The organism is Mycobacterium numidiamassiliense (assembly GCF_900157365.1).
In the GTDB taxonomy this organism is placed as follows: domain Bacteria; phylum Actinomycetota; class Actinomycetes; order Mycobacteriales; family Mycobacteriaceae; genus Mycobacterium; species Mycobacterium numidiamassiliense.
Map to the genome: position 1 here is coordinate 1,074,896 of NZ_FUEZ01000004.1, position 16,649 is coordinate 1,091,544.

The window sequence follows — 16,649 nt, forward strand, 5'->3', positions numbered from 1 at the left end:
TCAAGCTGTAGCGCACTAGTCAGGCGCAGCCATACCAGCCACAGCGCAAAGGGGTTCTCGTGGCCGACACCGACGACACCGCAACTCTGAAGTACCCGGGGGGCGAGATCGACCTGCAGGTCGTCCGCGCCACCGAGGGAAACGATGGTATTTCTCTGGGCCCGCTGTTGGCGAAGACCGGTTACACGACCTTCGACAACGGCTTCGTCAACACCGCCGCATGCAAGAGCTCCATCACCTACATCGACGGCGACGCCGGCATTCTGCGCTACCGCGGAATTCCGATTGAGCAGCTCGCCGAGAAGTCGACCTTCATCGAGGTGAGCTACCTGCTGATCTACGGCGAGCTGCCCAACACGCAGCAGCTGGCCGACTTCACCCGGCAGATCCAGCTGCACACGATGCTGCACGAGGACCTGAAGCGCTTCTTCGACGGCTTCCCCCGCAACGCGCACCCGATGCCGGTGCTGTCCAGTGCGGTCAACGCGCTCTCCGCGTATTACCCCGACTCACTCGACCCGACGGACACCGAGCAGGTCGAACTCTCGACGATCCGGCTGCTGGCCAAACTGCCGACCATCGCGGCCTACGCCTACAAGAAGTCGGTCGGTCAGCCGTTCCTCTACCCGGACAACTCGCAGACGCTGGTGGAGAACTTCCTGCGGATGACGTTCGGGCTGCCCGCCGAGCCCTACAAGCCAGACCCCGAGATCGTCCGGGCGCTGGACATGCTGCTCATCCTGCACGCCGACCACGAGCAGAACTGCTCGACGTCGACCGTCCGGCTGGTGGGGTCGTCGCAGGCCAACCTGTTCACCTCTATCTCCGGTGGCATCAACGCGCTGTGGGGCCCGCTGCATGGTGGTGCCAACCAGGCGGTGCTGGAGATGCTGGAAGAGATTCGCCAAAGCGACGACGACGTGAGCGAATTCGTCCGCAAGGTCAAGAACCGCGAGGCCGGCGTCAAGCTGATGGGCTTCGGGCACCGCGTCTACAAGAACTACGACCCGCGGGCTCGCATCGTCAAGGAGCAAGCCGACAAGATCCTCGGCAAGCTCGGCGGTGACGACGAGCTGCTGAGCATCGCCAAGGAGCTCGAAGAGGCGGCGCTGACCGATGACTACTTCATCGAGCGCAAGCTGTACCCGAACGTCGACTTCTACACTGGCCTGATCTACCGGGCGCTGGGATTCCCCACCCGCATGTTCACCGTGTTGTTCGCGTTGGGCCGGCTACCCGGCTGGATCGCGCACTGGCGTGAGATGCACGACGGCGAAGACGCCAAAATCGGCCGTCCGCGCCAGATCTACACCGGCTACACTGAGCGCGACTACGTCGGGATCGACGGACGCTAGAGCGCGAGTTCGCAAGCGCCGCAATTAGATAGAGGCGCAATTAGATAGAGGCCAGTACCGCCATCGCGGCGTTGTGGCCGCCGATGCCCGATACCGCGCCGCCGCGGCGCGTACCCGAGCCGCACAGCATGATCCGATCGTGCGCGGTGCCGACACCCCACCGACGTGCCGGGGTGTCCAACGGATCGTCGTCCTCGGCGAAGGGCCACGACAGCGCGCCGTGGAAGATGTTGCCCGCGGTCATCGCCAGGGTGCGCTGTAGATCCAGTGTGGTCGTCGTCTCGATGCACGGACGACCGTGCGCATCACTCATCAGTACGTCCTGAATCGGTTCGGCCAGAACGGAATTCAGCGACGTCAGCACCGAATGGGTCAGCCGGTCGCGGGATGCGTCCGGGTCGGCGCCGGCGACGAGCGAGTGCGGGGTGTGCAGCCCGAACACCGTCATCGTCTGGGCGCCCGCATCGCGTAGGCCGGCCGGCAGGATGCTCGGGTCGGTCAGCGAATGGCAATACGCCTCGCACGGGAGCGGATCGGGCAGCTGCCCGGCGGCCGCCCGCACATATCCGTTGTCCAGCTGGCTCCATGTTTCGTTGACGTGGAATGTCCCGGCGAATGCTTGTTCGGGCGTCACGCCGTTGTCCCGCAAGCGAGGTAGCCGGTGCAGCACCATGTTCACCTTGACCTGTGCCCCCGCGGCCAGTGGCGGCGGTTGGTCACCGAGCAGGTCGGCGAGCACCGCGGGCGTCACCCCGGCCAGAACGTACCGGCCGCGACTGAGGTGCTCGTCGTGGCCACGGCGGTAGCGCACCTGACCTTCTGGTGCCACGGCGTAAACCTCTGCGCTGGTGACTATTTCGGCCCCGTGGCGGACGGCTGCGGCCGCGAGTTCGGTGGTCACCGAGCCCATCCCGCCGATCGGGACGTCCCAGTCCCCGCCGATCACGTGATAGAGAAAGCAGATGTTTTGCAGCAGGGACCGGTCGTCGAGACGAGCGAAGGTGCCGATCAGCGCATCCGTGGCGATCACACCGCGGACCAGGTCATCGCTCACCGCGTCGGCGATGGCGTGGCCGATCGGCTCGTCGATCATCGCCCGCCATGCGGACGCTGCTTCGAGACCGCCGGTCGCCAGGGCGTGGCGTCGCGCCTGTGAGCGGGTGCGCAGCGGTTCGAGCAGCGTCGGCCAGAGCCGTTCGGTGATCAGCCGGCAGCGCTGATAGAAGGCGTCGAAGCCGCGTTCATCGCCGGCAGCGCCGATCGCGGCAAATGACTCCCGGTTCGATCCGATCAGCAGGCCGGAACGCCCGCCGGTCGTGGGCTGCGGGGTGTACGACGAATATTGCCGGCGCGACAGCCGCACCGCGGCGCCGAGATCGGCGAGGATGCGCGCCGGCAGCAAGCTGACCAGATAGGAATCCCGCGACCCCCGCCCCTCGACACCGTCGAAGGCCTGCGCCGAGCCCGCGGCCCCGCCGATGTGTGGCAGCCGTTCGAGCAACTGAACCCGCAGGCCCGCGCGGGCGAGGTAGCCGGCCGCGACCAGGCCATTGTGACCGCCGCCGACGACGACGACATCGAAATCCCGCGCGCCGTTAGCGGCCATGCCGATTGGGTCGTCTAGCCGAGGTAGCCCTCGACCTCCCCGGGCGGGCGCACCGCCGCCTCCTGTGGGTCACCACCGGTTTCGCGCAGCGCGCGTCGCTGCCGAAGCAGGTCCCAGCACTGGTCGAGTTCGATCTCCAGCCTGCGCAGGCGATCATGCTCTTCGGACTCGGTGATGTCGTGCCGCTGCAGCTGCGTCCGCAGGGCTTTCTCCTCGGCGACCAGGTCGCGGATCTGTGCCAGTGTCTCGCTGTCGGTTGGTTTACTGCCATCGCCCATCGCTCTAGTGTGCCCGACGTGGACGGCGTAGCGATGGCCGCTCGGTAGGCTGCTTATCGCCCGCGGGTCCGACGAGTCGCGGCGGACGATTTGGCAAGGGGGCTCCGGTGCGTGCGATCGCCCTTCCCTGGCTCATCGGTCTGGTGGTCATTCCCTTGTCGATCGCCGCGATCGGCTATGGCGCGCTGGACGGACCCCGGGCGGCCAACGGCTTGAACGGTGCGCTGGCGACGGTGGGGCCCTCCGGTAAGCGGGGTGCACCGAAGGTGAACCTGGCGCCGTTGTCAATTGTGCGCGGCGCCAACGGCGTTACGCTGACCGGCAATGTTCCCGACGATTCGGCAAAAACGATTCTGCTGAAAACGCTGAAGGCCTCGCTGCCCGCCGGCGTCAACATCATCGACCAGATCCAACTCGACCCCAGCATCGACGCACTCGATTTCTCGCATGCCGGGCCGATTTTCAAGGACAGCGCGTCGATCACCGATTTCAATTTCTCGGTCAACGGGGACACCATCACCCTGGCCGGAACCGCCGGGTCGCCGGGCGAGAAGAACACGATCGAGGGAGAGGTCAAGCACACCTGGTCGCATCTGAATGTCGTTGACAATCTTGCTGTTAACGGCGCGACCCCACCTGCTGCACCGCCCGCGCCGCCCCGCCCAGCGCCATGCTCCGACCTGCAAACGGCCATCAACGCCACGACCGGCGGGCCGGTTACCTTCGACACCGATGGGATCAGCCTGACCCCCGTCGACGACCAGGTGCTGACTCAGGTGGCCGACAAGCTCAAGGCATGTCCGGACGCGCACGCGACGATCAACGGTTACGCCGACAACTCCGGTACCGACGCGATCAACGTCCCGCTGAGCACCCGGCGAGCCCAAGCGGTCGCCGATTTCCTTGTCGCCCATGGTGTTGCCGGCGATCATCTGGTCGTCAAGGGACTCGGGTCGATCGACCCGGTCGCCGGCAACGACACGGCCGATGGCCGCGCGAAGAATCGCCGCGCTGAAATCGTAGTCAGCTAAGGAGAATTCACCATGGATTTCGTGATCCAGTGGTTGTGGTACCTACTGGCATTCGTGGCTGGTTCGGCGGTCGCGTGGCTCGTCGCCGCCCTGCTGTCCAAGTTGGGTGCGCGACGATGAATCACGTGCACTGGTGGCTGTTCGGCCTTTCCTTCGCGATGGGCTTCGTGTTGACATTCCCCTTGCTCGTGCGCCCCGCCCAGCGTCGAGCCCCGGCGCGAACGTCGGCGAAGCAGGAGCCGTCGACCACGAAGATTCCGGCCGACCCACCCACCACGAAGATTGCCGCCGACCCGCCTACGACGAAGATCTCGGTCGAACCGCTGACAGCGAAAATCCCCGTCGCTGAAGAATTTCCGACGACGAAGATCGCTGTCGGCCAAGAGTCTGCGACGACCAGAATCCCGGTGTCGCCGCTTGCGCCCTACGGGCCCGGCTCGGCGAACTCAGGCCCAGATGGGTCGGGGCCACCCGGTTGGCCGGTCAAGGGCCGCATGGACACCAAGCTCTACTACACACCCGACGATCCGATGTATGACGCCACCGCCGCGCAGGTCTGGTTCATCGACGAGGTATCCGCGCAGCGGGCCCGGTTCACCGCGTGGCGCCAGCGGTCGAAGGACTGACAGACTCAGCTGGGGCCGGGCAGGCGCAGCAGTAGCCGGACTCCGCCCAGCGGGCTGTCGTGCAGCGACGCCGTCCCCCCGTGCAGGTGGGCCTGCTGGGCCACCAGCGCCAGACCCAGACCCGACCCCGAATGCGACGCGGTCGACCCGCGGGAGAACCGCTCGAACACCATCCGGCGCTCGGCTTCGGGCAGTCCGCCGCCGTTGTCGTCGACGGCGATCTCCACTCCGGCGCGCGAGCTGACTGCCGACAGCTGCACCCGGGTAGCGCCGCCGTGCTTGACGGCGTTGGCGATCGCGTTGTCGACGGCAAGACGCAGCCCCGCCGGCATCCCGACGATGATGCAGTTCGGCGACGGCACGAGGGACACCTCGAGGTCGGGGTAGATCCGGCTGGCGTCGTGGGCGGCGCGGTCCAGCAGGTCGGTGATGTCGACCGGGACGTGATCGTCGGATGTCGACAGTTCGCCCTGTGCCAACCGCTCCAGGGCGGACAGCGTGGCCTCGATTCGGGACTGGGTGCGGATGACGTCGCCCAGCACCTCTTTGCGCTGCTCATCGGGCATATCCAGGGTGGAAAGCACCTCGAGGTTGGTGCGCATCGCGGTCAGCGGGGTGCGCAACTCGTGGGAAGAGACGGCGGCGAAGTCGCGGGCGGAGGCGAGCGCTTCCTTGGTCCGGTTCTGCTCGTTCCAGATGCGCTGCAGCATGCCGCGCATCGCCTCGGCGATCTCGACGGCCTCGGTGGCGCCGTGCACTTCGACCCGCGGCGTCTCGTCGCCCGCCTCGATCGACCGTGTCTGCTGGGCGAGCTGTTTGAACGGGCGTACCGCGAACGTGGCCAGCAGCCACGCGAACACCGTCGCCGCGAAGATGGCGAACCCGCAGATCAGCAACACCCTGCGGTGCAGGTTGTTGGTCTCGGCAAGGGTGGCGTCATACGTCGCGCCAACGGCCACCGATCTCGGCCCGGGCCCGGGGATGTTCACGGTGCGCACCCGGTAGCGCACTCCGTCGATATGGGCATCGGCATAGTCGACGTTCAGCTTGGGCAGCGTGACGTCGGAATTCGACTCGACCACCTCGCCGAGGCGCACCGTGATGATCGCGCCCTGGTCGTTGGGCGAGCGGGGGATTTCCGTGAGTCCGCGGCCGACGAAGGGGATCGCGAAGCCTGCGGCCTCGTCGAGCCGACGGTCGAGCCGTTCCTTGCGGTCGTTGGTGATCCCGACCCAGACGACGGCCCCCACGATCAGCACCGGAATCGCGGCGCCGATGGCCGTCGCGAGTACCACCCGGGTCCGCAGCGAGGGCGTGCGGGCAAAAATCCGCGACAAGAATTTCATGGCGGCCGCCTCGGTTTACTGCATCCGCAGTACGAACCCGACCCCGCGAACGGTGTGCAGCAGCCGGGGGCCGCCGTTGGACTCCAGCTTGCGGCGCAAGTATCCGATGAAGACGTCGACGACGTTCGTGTCGGCGGCGAAGTCATAGCCCCACACCAGCTCGAGCAGCTGCGCGCGGGACAACACCGCGGTCTTGTGCTCGGCCAGCACCGCCAGCAGGTCGAACTCCCGCTTGGTCAAGTCGACGTCGACGCCGTTGACCCGGGCCCGACGGCCGGGGATGTCCACTTCCAGCGGACCCACGGTGATGGTCTCCGACGAGGACGACGCGACCGCGCCGCGGCGGCGCAGCAGCGCCTTCACCCGAGCCACCAACTCGGCCAGCACGAACGGCTTGACCAGGTAGTCGTCGGCGCCGGCCTCCAGGCCGGCAACCCGGTCGTCGACCGAGCTGCGCGCGGACAGCACACAGACCGGGACGTCGTTGTCCATCGCGCGCAGCGCGGTGACGACGCTGACGCCGTCCAGCACGGGCATGTTGATGTCGAGGACGATCGCGTCCGGCCGGGTCTCGGTGGCGCTGCGCAGCGCCTCGGCTCCGTCGACGGCGGTCGACACCTCAAATCCGGACAGGCGCAGGCCGCGCTCCAGCGAGGCAAGCACGTCGGCGTCGTCGTCGACAACCAAGACGCGCGGTGAGGTCGCACCAGTGTCCATGCGGCCCATTTTGCCTGATTGCCGCCCAAGAAGTGGGAGGCCACCCGCCGGGTCGCGCGGGGTCTAGAAGGGCGCGCGAGGGCCGGAGTCGCCGAGGTATGAGCCACTGTCACGCTGACCGGCGTGTTGTGTGCGTGGTTTATGTCCCGCGCGGCAATCCGATTCGCCGGTAGCGCTGCAGGCGTGCGGCACGACGCTCGGCCGCGGGTATCCCACGCAGCGCATGAACTTCCGCTGCGATGGCGCTGGACAGTCGCTGGGAGAATTCGATCGGTTCGTCGGCGGCATCGGGATGTTCGCCGACGACTGCGTCCACAATTCCGGACCGCAAAAGATCAAGCGACCGAATACCTTGCGCCGCAGCAAGTTCGGGGGCGTGCGCGGTGTCGCGGAACACGATCGCACTGGCGCCCTCCGGAGGTAGCGGCGCCAGCCAGCCGTGCAGCGCGGCCAGCACCCGGTCGGCGGGCACCATCGCCAGCGCGGGGCCGCCGCTGCCCTGGCCGAGCAGCACCGACACCGTCGGGGTGTCCAGCGTCACCAGCTCGGCCAGACACTGGGCGATCTGGCCGGCCAGCCCGCCCTGCTCGGCGTCGGCCGACAGCGCGGGGCCGGCGGTGTCGATCACCAGCACCAGCGGCAGCCGCAACTCGGCGGCCAGGGCCATGCCGCGCCGGGCTTCCCGCAACGACGCGGGCCCGACGAGCCCGCCGGTGACCCGCTGCTGACCGAGCACCACCGCGGGCTGGCCGGCGAAGCGGGCCAGCGCCAGCAGGGTGGTCGCGGCCTCGCCGTGATCGGTGCCGGACAGCAGCACCTGGTCGGTGGCGCCGTGTCGCAGCAGGTGCCCGACGCCCGGCCGGTCCGGCCGCCGCGACGCCACCACCGAATCCCAGGCCGGCACATCGGGTATCGGCTCGGCGGGCGGCGGGGAGGGCAGCGGCTCGGGGGGGTCGGCGATGACCGTCAGCGCGCGATCGAGCGTCTGCCGCAGCTCGTCGAGTGCCACGACACCGTCGATCACCCCGTGACGCTGCAGATTCTCGGCGGTCTGCACACCGGGCGGGAACGGCTCGCCGTAGAGCAGTTCGTACACCCGGGGCCCGAGAAACCCGATCAACGCACCGGGCTCGGCGACGGTGACGTGACCCAGCGAACCCCACGACGCGAAGACCCCACCGGTCGTCGGGTTGCGCAGGTAGACCAGGTAGGGCAGGTGCGCCTGTTTGTGCAGTTCGACGGCCGCGGCGATCTTGACCATCTGCAGAAACGCGACGGTGCCCTCCTGCATCCGGGTGCCACCGGAGCTCGGCGAGGCCAGCAGCGGCAGCCCCTCGGTCGTCGCACGCTGCACGGCGGCGGTGATCCGTTCGGCCGCCGCCACTCCGATCGAACCGCCGAGGAAGCTGAATTCGCAGACCACCACCGCGACCCGGCGCCCGAAGATGCGCCCCTCGCCGGTCAGCACCGCTTCGTCCAGGCCGCTGGCGGCGCGAGCGTCGGCGAGTTCTGCCGCATGGGCCGCGCTGATCGGGAGCGCCAGCGGCTCGCTGTCCCAGCTGACGAAAGAGCCCTCGTCCAGGACCGCCGTCCGCAGTTCGTCCGTCGTGATGCGACTCACGCGTCGAGGCTATATAGGCTGGCGCCCATGATCGGTGTCACCCAGGCCGAAGCCGTTATGACCATCGAGTTGCAGCGCCTCGAGCGCCGCAACGCCCTGAACTCGCAACTCGTCGATGAGCTGCGCGAAGCCGTGCTGAAGGCCGGCGATGGGGCGACCCGCGTGATTGTGCTGACCGGCCAGGGCACGGTGTTCTGTGCCGGGGCGGACCTGTCCGGCGATGCGTTTGCCGCCGACTATCCCGACCGGCTGATCGAACTGCACAAGGTGCTGGACGCGGCTCCCATCCCGGTGATCGGCGCCATCAACGGCCCCGCCATCGGCGCGGGCCTGCAGCTGGCGATGCAATGCGATCTGCGGGTCGTCGCGCCAGACGCGTTCTTTCAGTTTCCGACGTCGAAATACGGCCTGGCCCTTGATAACTGGAGCATCCGCCGGCTGTCGTCCCTGGTCGGCCACGGCCGGGCCCGGGCGATGCTGCTGACCGCCGAGAAGTTGAGTGCCGAGACCGCGCTGCAGACCGGGATGGCCAATCGCCTTGGGACGCTGGAAGATGCGCAGGCCTGGGCCGCCGAGATCACCGGCCTGGCGCCTTTGGCCATCCAGCACGCCAAGCGGGTCCTCAACGACGACGGCTCCATCGAGGAGGCCTGGCCGCTGCACAAGGAGCTCTTCGACAAGGCGTGGGGCAGTCAGGACGTCATCGAAGCGCAGGTCGCCCGGGTGGAGAAGCGGCCGCCCAGGTTCCAGGGGGCCTAATGGTGATGGTGCGCGCTGCGCTGCGACTGGCCGCGGGCACCGTGACGCTGGCCGCCGGGGGATGGGTGCTGCGCGCGCTGCACGGCGCGCCGGACGCTCTGGGCGCCGACCCCACTGCGGTGCGGGCGGTCACCGTGCGGTCCCCGAACTACCGCGACGGCGTGTTCGTCAACCTCGACCCGGCCTCCAAGTCCGGCCCGGATCGCGAGCAGCTGGCCCTGATCGCCTGGGAGTTCGTCGGCGGACGCGGCAAAAGCCGGCCGGCAGTGCCGATCCCGTTGACTGCGCCGGCAACCTTCGACGGTGACACCAGCCGACTGGCCGTCAGTTGGCTCGGGCACTCCACGGCGCTGCTGGAGATCGACGGCTACCGGGTGCTGACCGATCCGGTGTGGAGTCATCGCTGCTCGCCGTCGGACGTGATCGGACCGGAGCGGCTGCATCCGCCGCCGGTGGAACTCGGCGCACTGCCGGCCGTCGACGCGGTCGTCATCAGCCACGACCACTACGACCATCTCGACATCGACACCATCCTGGCACTGGCCCGCACCCAGCGGGCCCCGTTCTTTGTGCCACTCGGGGTAGGCGCCCACCTGCGTTCGTGGGGCATACCCGAACACCGTGTCGTCGAACTCGACTGGCACGAGAGCGGTCGTGTCGGGGATTTGACCGTGATTTGCCTTCCGGCGCGGCACTTTTCGGGGCGATTCCTGGACCGCAACACCACGCTGTGGGCGTCGTGGGGGATCGTCGGTCCGACGCGGCGCGCGTATTTCGGTGGCGACACCGGCTACACCAAGAGCTTTGCGCAGATCGGCGCCGACCACGGACCGTTCGACCTCACCCTGCTGCCCATCGGGGCCTACAACTCGTCGTGGCCGGACGTGCACATGAATCCCGAGGAGGCGGTCCGTGCCCACGTCGATCTCACGGCGGCCGGGTCGGGATTGCTCGTGCCCATTCACTGGGCGACCTTCCGGCTGGCCCCACATCCGTGGGCCGAGCCGGTCGAGCGCCTACTCGAGGCGGCCGAAGCTGCCGACGTCACGGTGGCGGCGCCCGCGCCCGGTCAGCGAATCGATCCGGCCGCGCCCCCGAGATTTAACCCGTGGTGGAGGCTCTGATTCGCGGCCTGACCGCTAAAGTCTGCGGACATGACGAGACGCGCGGCAACGACCGCTGTCGCAATGTTGCTGGCGTTGACCGGATGTGGATCCGGACAGCCGGTGTCGGGCCCGCCGTCCTCGTTGTCTGAGGCCGCACCTAATGAGGTGTCGGGTCTGGACATTCCCCCGGGCCGCATCGACGACGCCATCTCGAAGGTCGACGGCCTCATCGGCGATCTGCTGAAGAACACCGGCGTGCCGGGCATCGCGGTGGCGATCGTCCATGGCGGAAAGACCGTGTACACCAAGGGTTTCGGCGTCCGAGACGCAAGCAAGGGCGACGGCCAGGACAACAAGGTGGACGCCGACACCGTCTTCCAGCTGGCCTCAGTGTCGAAATCGGTGGGCTCGACGGTCATCGCGCGCCAGGTGACCGACAGGGTCGTCACCTGGGACACGCCGGTGGTATCCAAGCTGCCGTGGTTCGCGCTGTCGGACTCCTACGTGACCGCCCATGTGACCGTGGCCGACCTGTACGCGCATCGCTCCGGGCTGCCGGATCACGCCGGCGACAAACTCGAGGACTTGGCCTACGACCGCAGGCAAGTTTTGGAACGGCTGAAGTACCTGCCGCTGTCGCCCTTTCGAATTAGCTACGCCTACACCAACTTCGGCGTGACCGCGGCCGCGGAAGCGGTGGCCGCCGCGGCGGGCAAATCGTGGGAGGACCTGTCTGACGAGGCGCTGTACCGCCCACTCGGAATGTCTTCCACGAGTTCGAAATTCGCCGATTTCGTCGCTCGGCCCAACCATGCGGTGAACCACGTCAAGGTCGGCGACAAGTGGGAGCCCCGCTTCCAACGCCAACCAGACGCCCAGACACCGGCGGGTGGGGTGAGTTCCTCGGTCAACGACATGGCGCGCTGGCTGACCATGGTGATGGGTAATGGAATGTACAACGGCCAGCGCATCATTGCGCCGGAGGCGTTGTTGCCCGCCATCACTCCGCAGATCGTGTCGGCGCCCGCGGGGACGCCGACGGCGCGGGCGGGTTTCTACGGCTACGGGTTCAACGCCTCGATGACGTCGTCGGGGCGCACGGTGTACAGCCACTCGGGCGCCTTCTCGTCAGGAGCGGCGACCAACTTTGTGGTGATGCCGTCGGCGGACGTCGGCATCGTCGCCCTGACCAACGGCGCGCCCTACGGCATTCCCGAAACGCTGACCGCGGAATTCATGGATCTGGTGCAGTACGGGCAGATCAAAGAAAACTGGGCCAGCCTGTACAACCACGCAATCGCCTGGATGAACAATCCGGAGGGTTCGCTGGTCGGCAAGCAGGCGCCCGCCAACCCCGCGGCCGCCAGGCCGCTGAGCGACTACCTCGGGGTGTATGCCAGTGACTATTGGGGCCCGGCGGTCGTCACCGAACACGACGGCCAGTTGCAGGTCGCGCTCGGACCCAAAAATCGGACCTTCCCCCTGACACACTGGGACGGCGACACCTTCACCTTCCCGTTGACCGACGAAAACGCGCCGGCTGGAACAATTTCCAAGGCGACGTTCGCCGGCACCACACTGAACCTGGAGTACTACGACACCGAGAAGCTGGGCACCTTCACTCGGTGAACCCTGGCTTAGTCGATGCGCGCTCCGGCAAGTAGGGTTTCACCAGCAAAATAGGACCCCCTGGCGGCCTTGGGGGTCCCCGGGAAGGGACAGCGCATGGGACTACTGGACAAGGCGAAGGACCTGTTGGCGCAGAACGCCGACGCGGTAGAGACCGCGATCGACAAGGCGGGCGAATTCGTCGACGACAAGACGCAGGGCAAGTACTCCGACACCATCCACAAAGTGCAGGAAGAAGCCAAGAAGCTCGCCGACTCGCCTACCCCGGACGACAAACAGAACTGAACGTATGGCGAAACTTTCCGGCTCCATCGACGTTCCGCTGCCACCCGAGAAGGCGTGGCAACACGCCTCGGATCTGTCCCGCTACAAGGACTGGCTGAGCATCCACAAGGTCTGGCGCAGCAAGTTGCCCGAGACCCTGGAAAAGGGCACGGTGATCGAATCGATCGTCGAGGTCAAGGGCATGCTCAACCGGGTCAAGTGGACGATCGTGCACTACAAACCGCCAGAAGCCATGACGCTCAATGGCGAGGGCGTGGGTGGCGTCAAGGTCAAACTGATGGCCAAGGTCAAACCCAAGGACGACGGCTCGGCGGTCAGCTTCGACGTGCATCTCGGCGGGCCGGCGCTTTTCGGGCCGATCGGCATGATTGTCGCGGCCACGCTGAGGAGCGACATCCGTCAATCGCTGGAAACGTTCGTCTCGGTGTTCACCACGCCCGATCCGGGCCGCAACGGTAACCGCGGCGTGCATCGCTGAACGCAGCGCGTGGCGAGCGGCGGCCGGTCCGGCACCCTACTAATCTCGCACCCATGACCCGCCGCCTGCGTCCCGGATGGCTGGTGGCGTTCTTCGCCCTGGTGGTTTCGGCCAGCGCCTGGATGCCGTGGCTCACGACAGCCATCGGTGGCGGCGGGTGGGCCAGCGCCATCGGCGGCAAGCACGGCAACCTGGTTCTTCCGCCCGGGTTCGGTGCGGGCCAGCTCATCGTGCTGCTGTCATCGATACTGTTGGTGACCGGCGCGATGGTCGCTCGCGGACTGTCGGTGAAGTTCGCTTCGATTGCGGCGCTGGCTATTTCGCTGCTCATCGTGGCGCTGGTGGCGTGGTACTACAAGCTCAACGTCAACCCGCCGGTGTCGGCGGAATACGGGCTGTACGTCGGTGGGGTCGCAGCGCTGTGCGCCGTGGTGTTTTCGCTTTCGTCGGTGATCGCTGCGGTGGCCGCCGATCGGTCCCGTCGCTGAGTCTCAGGCCGACGGGAACTCGTGCTGGCCCGACATCGAGCTTTCGCCAGGCTCGTTGACTCCGTACACGAAGGGCGCGAACACGACTTCGCGGCCATCCGGGTCGCGATAGGTGACCGCGCCGGTCGTTTCCCAGTACGGATCCTGCTCGACAGGTTGCAGCCCCTCCAGTCGCAGGCGGGCGACGGCGGCTTGCTGTGCCTGCCTATCGGGGAAGTACAGGCACAGCTGCTCATGGCGATCGACCGCGACGGCATCGACGGCCTCCACGATTTCCATCGTCAGCGGTGAACTGGGCAGACCGAAGATGGCGCCATTGCTGCCGTAGCTCTCCCCGAAAGTCTCGTACAGCGGCAGCCCCACCAGCTCGCGGTAAAACCGAACGGTGTCGGGGAAGTGCGACGAGCGACGGGCGAAGCGGATCGCTCAGATGGCCGCCAACTCCGTGGGCCATTGCGTTGATCGGCGAGGTTTCTGGGTGTCCATTCTCAGCTATACCCCAACGGGTTACAGCCCGACCGCATCCGCGGGCGAGTCCGCGGTATCCCAGCGCCGTAATTCCGACCCTGGCGCCCAGGTCGAATGTGTGCCGCTTGAGATACGCTCTGGCAGTTGGAGTTTGCACACCGGGCCATCGGCCAACCGGGCGGCGTCGAAGATCACGCAGTACGACGCATCGGCGTTCATGTCGGTGGTCAGGGTAACCAGGTAGCCGTCGTCCTCGCCGGTGGCGCCAAGGCGCGGCGCCATCGCAGTTTCGCTGCCGTACACGCCTTCTCCAAAGGAGAAGCCTTGCTGTTCCCCGCTGAGCATGTCGTGCTTAACCAGGCCGTCGAACAGAAACCAGCCCGGCTTGCCGGTCGCGGCATAGGTGTAGCGGTAGCCGCCGGCCGCGTACTCGGGGTTGATGGTGCCGAACTCGGTGATGGAGTCCGACAGCTGCTCTTCTTTGACGGCGCCGGTCACCAGATTGAAGCGCCAGCGGTGCAGTCGGGACTGCAGCCGGTCCAGCGCCAGGAATCGAAAAAGCTTCTCCCACTTGGTACCTCCGGTGTCCAGCGGCTGCGGATCGCCTTCGAAGAAGCCGTCCAGCACGATCTCGTCGCCGTCCTCGTAGGCGTTGACGAAGTGCAGCACGAACGTGGGGTCCGCCTCGAACCACCGGATGTCGTCGGTCGTGCCGCGACGCGGAAGTATCGCGAAGCGGGACGGAATGTCGGGATAGAAGCGCGGCAGGTGCACGTCGTGCTCGAGCAGCTTCGGATCCCAGAACAGCGGAAAATCGTTGAGGATCACATAGTTTTCGGTGAACGCCATGTCGTGGGGGAGTCGCGGCCCCGGCAACGGGATGTCGACGTAGTGGACCAGTTCGTTGCTGTCGTCGACGACGCCGTAGTGCATGTACGGGTCTTGCTTGCTGTAGTTGAAGAAAAGCAGTTCGCCGGTCTTGTTGTCCACCTTGGGATGTGCGGACACACCCCAGTCGATCGGGAAGCCTCCGTTCCAGGACTCCTTGCCCAGAGTGTTGGCCGAGTACGGGTCGACTCGATACAGATCGCCGCACTGGTAGAAGCTGGTCAGCGCGACACCCCGGTGCACGATGACGTCGGTGCTCGACGCGTCCTTCATCCGGGTGCGAGCACCCCAGCCCTGCTCGCGCTTGGCCAACTGCACCGGCTCGGCCAAACCCGGCCACAGCGGCTCACCCGCGTCGTTCTCCGCCGCAAAGCCGTCGGTACGGATAAAACGGTTGCGGTAGAACGCTTTTCCGTCACGGAAGCCAACGACGTGCACCATGCCGTCGCCGTCGAACGGGTGATAGGTCTTCAATGCCGGGTGCAGCGGGTTCTCCGTGTTGCGCAGGTAGACGCCGTCCAGATCGCGCGGGATTTCGCCCTCGACGGCGACGAGGTCGTCGGCGTCCCATTCCGTGGTCTGCGGTCGCCACGGACCGGTCCGATACGGGTGGTCGTCGTCTTCGGGCAGGGTCGACAGGAACTTGCCGACGATTTCAACGTCCATGGTCATCCGCCTTGCGTCGTGCCGACGACGAAACTTACCGTGGTGGCGGTGCTGCCGCCGAAATTCAGGGTGCCAAAGGTTTTCGCGTTCTCCACTTGATACTCGCCGGCCGCGCCGCTGACCTGTTTGGCAGCGTCGAGCAGCATGCGCACACCGGATGCCCCGACCGGATGCCCGCCGCCGATCAGCCCGCCGCTGGGATTGATCGGGAGCCGGCCGCCGATTTCGATCTCGCCGTTTTCGATGGCCTTCCACGACTCGCCCGGCCCGGTCAGCCCGATGTGGTCGATGGCCAGATACTCACTGGGCGTGAAGCAATCATGCACCTCGTACCCGTCGACATCGTCAAGCGTCAGCCGTGCGCGGTGCAACGCATCGAGGACCGCGGCCCGCACATGCGGCAGCACGTAGGGAGCCTTATCTTTCGAGGCGGCGCGGTCCAGTTTTTGCCGCAGGCCCAGGCCGACGGTGCGATGCCCCCAGCCGTCGATGCGCCCGATGGCGCGTGCGGTGGGATGGTCGCGCAGATAGCCGTCGCTGACCAAGACCAATCCCGCACCGCCATCGGTCATTTGGCTGCAGTCGAAGCGGCGCAGCCGTCCTTCGGTGACCGGGTTGGTGGCGTCGTCGTCCGTGATCTTGTCGGGGACCGTCCACGCCCGCGTCTGCGCGTTGGGGTTACGCCGCGCGTTGGCGAAGTTCAGCTGGGCGATGGCATGCAGATGCTGGTCGTCCAGGCCGTAGCGCCGGTCGTATTCGTCGGCGACTTCGGCGAACATCGACGGCCACAGGTAGCGCGCCCCAGCGCCTTCGTGTCCCGTCCACGCGGCGGCGCCGAGGTGCTGGGCGGCGATGTCCCCGGGCACGGTTTTCTCCAACTCGATGCCGACCACCAATGCGGCGTCGTAGGCGCCCGAGCGCAGATCGGCCATCGCGGACAGCGCCGCCACACTGCCGGAGGCGCACGCGGCTTCGTGCCGGGACGCGGGGGTGTCCCAGAGGCCGTCGCAGACGGTGGCCGGCATGGCCCCGAGGTGCCCCTGGCTGGCGAACATCTCACCGAAGGCATTCGCGACGTGCACGACCCCGATGTCGACGGCATCCACCCCGGCCGCGGCGAGGGCTCCGTCCACGACTTCGGCGGTCAAGGCCGCGAAGTCGTGGCCCTCTTTGCTGAAATTGCGGGCGAAATCACTTTGGTAGCCGCCCAGAATCCACACGTTTGCCGAGCCATCCATACCAGCGCACGGTACTCCTGGATGACCCCGGAAATGGCGGACCCGTCGGCTCTCGGGCTGAACC

Annotated in this window: 17 protein-coding genes and 1 pseudogene; 10 read left to right on the forward strand and 8 right to left on the reverse strand. The window is 66.9% G+C overall.

Going from position 1 to position 16,649, the window contains the following annotated elements:
- The first annotated feature begins 59 nt into the window (after nt 1-59).
- Nucleotides 60-1,355 (forward strand): citrate synthase, encoded by a 1,296-nt coding sequence (locus MNAB215_RS13740; protein ID WP_077079347.1) that lies wholly within the window; start codon nt 60-62, stop codon nt 1,353-1,355.
- Between the two features lie 40 nt (nt 1,356-1,395).
- Here the strand turns inward: MNAB215_RS13740 and MNAB215_RS13745 are convergent, their stop codons facing one another.
- Together MNAB215_RS13745 and MNAB215_RS13750 are read right to left on the reverse strand one after the other, a co-directional pair.
- Nucleotides 1,396-2,961 (reverse strand): phytoene desaturase family protein, encoded by a 1,566-nt coding sequence (locus tag MNAB215_RS13745; RefSeq protein WP_077079348.1) that lies wholly within the window; start codon nt 2,959-2,961, stop codon nt 1,396-1,398.
- 14 nt (nt 2,962-2,975) lie between these two features.
- Nucleotides 2,976-3,239, reverse strand: coding sequence for a DUF2630 family protein (locus MNAB215_RS13750; protein ID WP_077079349.1), 264 nt, complete (start codon nt 3,237-3,239; stop codon nt 2,976-2,978).
- Between the two features lie 107 nt (nt 3,240-3,346).
- Between MNAB215_RS13750 and arfA the strand changes: the two genes are divergently transcribed.
- The 3 genes and pseudogenes from arfA (at nt 3,347) to arfC (ending at nt 4,896) form a co-directional block, all read left to right on the forward strand.
- Nucleotides 3,347-4,270, forward strand: coding sequence for a channel-forming protein ArfA/OmpATb (gene arfA, locus MNAB215_RS13755; RefSeq protein ID WP_245830306.1), 924 nt, complete (start codon nt 3,347-3,349; stop codon nt 4,268-4,270).
- A 12-nt stretch (nt 4,271-4,282) separates the two neighbouring features.
- A pseudogene (arfB, locus tag MNAB215_RS30770) lies at nt 4,283-4,384 on the forward strand (channel accessory protein ArfB); the annotation flags it as partial.
- A gap of 2 nt (nt 4,385-4,386) precedes the next feature.
- Nucleotides 4,387-4,896, forward strand: coding sequence for a channel accessory protein ArfC, sunset domain variant (gene arfC / locus MNAB215_RS13760; protein WP_077079350.1), 510 nt, complete (start codon nt 4,387-4,389; stop codon nt 4,894-4,896).
- 5 nt (nt 4,897-4,901) lie between these two features.
- Here arfC and MNAB215_RS13765 read toward each other — a convergent pair whose 3' ends face one another.
- The 3 genes from MNAB215_RS13765 to MNAB215_RS13775 form a co-directional block, all read right to left on the reverse strand.
- Nucleotides 4,902-6,242, reverse strand: a complete 1,341-nt coding sequence (locus tag MNAB215_RS13765) for a HAMP domain-containing sensor histidine kinase (RefSeq protein ID WP_077079351.1) — start codon at nt 6,240-6,242, stop codon at nt 4,902-4,904.
- 15 nt (nt 6,243-6,257) lie between these two features.
- The gene (gene prrA / locus MNAB215_RS13770) at nt 6,258-6,968 is read right to left on the reverse strand and encodes a two-component system response regulator PrrA (RefSeq protein ID WP_108637624.1); all 711 of its coding nucleotides are present in this window, start codon (nt 6,966-6,968) and stop codon (nt 6,258-6,260) included.
- A gap of 130 nt (nt 6,969-7,098) precedes the next feature.
- The gene (locus MNAB215_RS13775) at nt 7,099-8,580 is read right to left on the reverse strand and encodes an acetyl-coenzyme A carboxylase carboxyl transferase subunits beta/alpha (protein WP_077079352.1); all 1,482 of its coding nucleotides are present in this window, start codon (nt 8,578-8,580) and stop codon (nt 7,099-7,101) included.
- A gap of 27 nt (nt 8,581-8,607) precedes the next feature.
- On the opposite strand from MNAB215_RS13775, the gene MNAB215_RS13780 reads away from it, so the two are divergent.
- The 6 genes from MNAB215_RS13780 (at nt 8,608) to MNAB215_RS13805 (ending at nt 13,325) form a co-directional block, all read left to right on the forward strand.
- Nucleotides 8,608-9,339 carry an enoyl-CoA hydratase gene (locus MNAB215_RS13780; RefSeq protein ID WP_077079353.1) on the forward strand — a complete coding sequence of 244 codons (732 nt, stop codon included), beginning with the start codon at nt 8,608-8,610 and terminating at the stop codon, nt 9,337-9,339.
- A 5-nt stretch (nt 9,340-9,344) separates the two neighbouring features.
- Entirely contained in the window at nt 9,345-10,463 is a 1,119-nt protein-coding gene (locus MNAB215_RS13785) for an MBL fold metallo-hydrolase (protein WP_108637767.1), read from the forward strand.
- A gap of 30 nt (nt 10,464-10,493) precedes the next feature.
- A complete protein-coding gene (locus MNAB215_RS13790; RefSeq protein ID WP_077079354.1) occupies nt 10,494-12,074 on the forward strand; it encodes a serine hydrolase in 1,581 nt (526 codons plus the stop codon).
- Between the two features lie 96 nt (nt 12,075-12,170).
- Nucleotides 12,171-12,359 (forward strand): antitoxin, encoded by a 189-nt coding sequence (locus MNAB215_RS13795; protein WP_077079355.1) that lies wholly within the window; start codon nt 12,171-12,173, stop codon nt 12,357-12,359.
- Between the two features lie 4 nt (nt 12,360-12,363).
- Nucleotides 12,364-12,837 (forward strand): type II toxin-antitoxin system Rv0910 family toxin, encoded by a 474-nt coding sequence (locus tag MNAB215_RS13800; RefSeq protein ID WP_077079356.1) that lies wholly within the window; start codon nt 12,364-12,366, stop codon nt 12,835-12,837.
- Nucleotides 12,838-12,890: 53 nt separating this feature from the next.
- Complete coding sequence (locus MNAB215_RS13805) at nt 12,891-13,325, forward strand: hypothetical protein (RefSeq protein ID WP_077079357.1); 435 nt, start codon at nt 12,891-12,893, stop codon at nt 13,323-13,325.
- A 3-nt stretch (nt 13,326-13,328) separates the two neighbouring features.
- Here the strand turns inward: MNAB215_RS13805 and MNAB215_RS13810 are convergent, their stop codons facing one another.
- The 3 genes from MNAB215_RS13810 to MNAB215_RS13820 form a co-directional block, all read right to left on the reverse strand.
- Entirely contained in the window at nt 13,329-13,748 is a 420-nt protein-coding gene (locus MNAB215_RS13810) for a VOC family protein (protein ID WP_245830438.1), read from the reverse strand.
- 84 nt (nt 13,749-13,832) lie between these two features.
- On the reverse strand, nt 13,833-15,347 hold the full coding sequence (locus MNAB215_RS13815) for a carotenoid oxygenase family protein (RefSeq protein ID WP_108637625.1): 1,515 nt from the start codon (nt 15,345-15,347) through the stop codon (nt 13,833-13,835).
- A gap of 2 nt (nt 15,348-15,349) precedes the next feature.
- The gene (locus MNAB215_RS13820; RefSeq protein WP_077079359.1) at nt 15,350-16,585 is read right to left on the reverse strand and encodes an acetyl-CoA acetyltransferase; all 1,236 of its coding nucleotides are present in this window, start codon (nt 16,583-16,585) and stop codon (nt 15,350-15,352) included.
- Nucleotides 16,586-16,649: the final 64 nt, after the last annotated feature.

Bases quoted from the DNA above. Each gene is read 5' to 3' on its own strand.
- MNAB215_RS13745 (WP_077079348.1), bottom strand. From the start codon at position 2,961: ATGGCCGCTAACGGCGCGCGGGATTTCGATGTCGTCGTCGTCGGCGGC.
- MNAB215_RS13750 (WP_077079349.1), bottom strand. From the start codon at position 3,239: ATGGGCGATGGCAGTAAACCAACCGACAGCGAGACACTGGCACAGATC.
- arfC (WP_077079350.1), top strand. From the start codon at position 4,387: ATGAATCACGTGCACTGGTGGCTGTTCGGCCTTTCCTTCGCGATGGGC.
- MNAB215_RS13765 (WP_077079351.1), bottom strand. From the start codon at position 6,242: ATGAAATTCTTGTCGCGGATTTTTGCCCGCACGCCCTCGCTGCGGACC.
- prrA (WP_108637624.1), bottom strand. From the start codon at position 6,968: ATGGGCCGCATGGACACTGGTGCGACCTCACCGCGCGTCTTGGTTGTC.
- MNAB215_RS13780 (WP_077079353.1), top strand. From the start codon at position 8,608: ATGATCGGTGTCACCCAGGCCGAAGCCGTTATGACCATCGAGTTGCAG.
- MNAB215_RS13785 (WP_108637767.1), top strand. From the start codon at position 9,345: ATGGTGCGCGCTGCGCTGCGACTGGCCGCGGGCACCGTGACGCTGGCC.
- MNAB215_RS13790 (WP_077079354.1), top strand. From the start codon at position 10,494: ATGACGAGACGCGCGGCAACGACCGCTGTCGCAATGTTGCTGGCGTTG.
- MNAB215_RS13795 (WP_077079355.1), top strand. From the start codon at position 12,171: ATGGGACTACTGGACAAGGCGAAGGACCTGTTGGCGCAGAACGCCGAC.
- MNAB215_RS13800 (WP_077079356.1), top strand. From the start codon at position 12,364: ATGGCGAAACTTTCCGGCTCCATCGACGTTCCGCTGCCACCCGAGAAG.
- MNAB215_RS13805 (WP_077079357.1), top strand. From the start codon at position 12,891: ATGACCCGCCGCCTGCGTCCCGGATGGCTGGTGGCGTTCTTCGCCCTG.
- MNAB215_RS13815 (WP_108637625.1), bottom strand. From the start codon at position 15,347: ATGGACGTTGAAATCGTCGGCAAGTTCCTGTCGACCCTGCCCGAAGAC.
- MNAB215_RS13820 (WP_077079359.1), bottom strand. From the start codon at position 16,585: ATGGATGGCTCGGCAAACGTGTGGATTCTGGGCGGCTACCAAAGTGAT.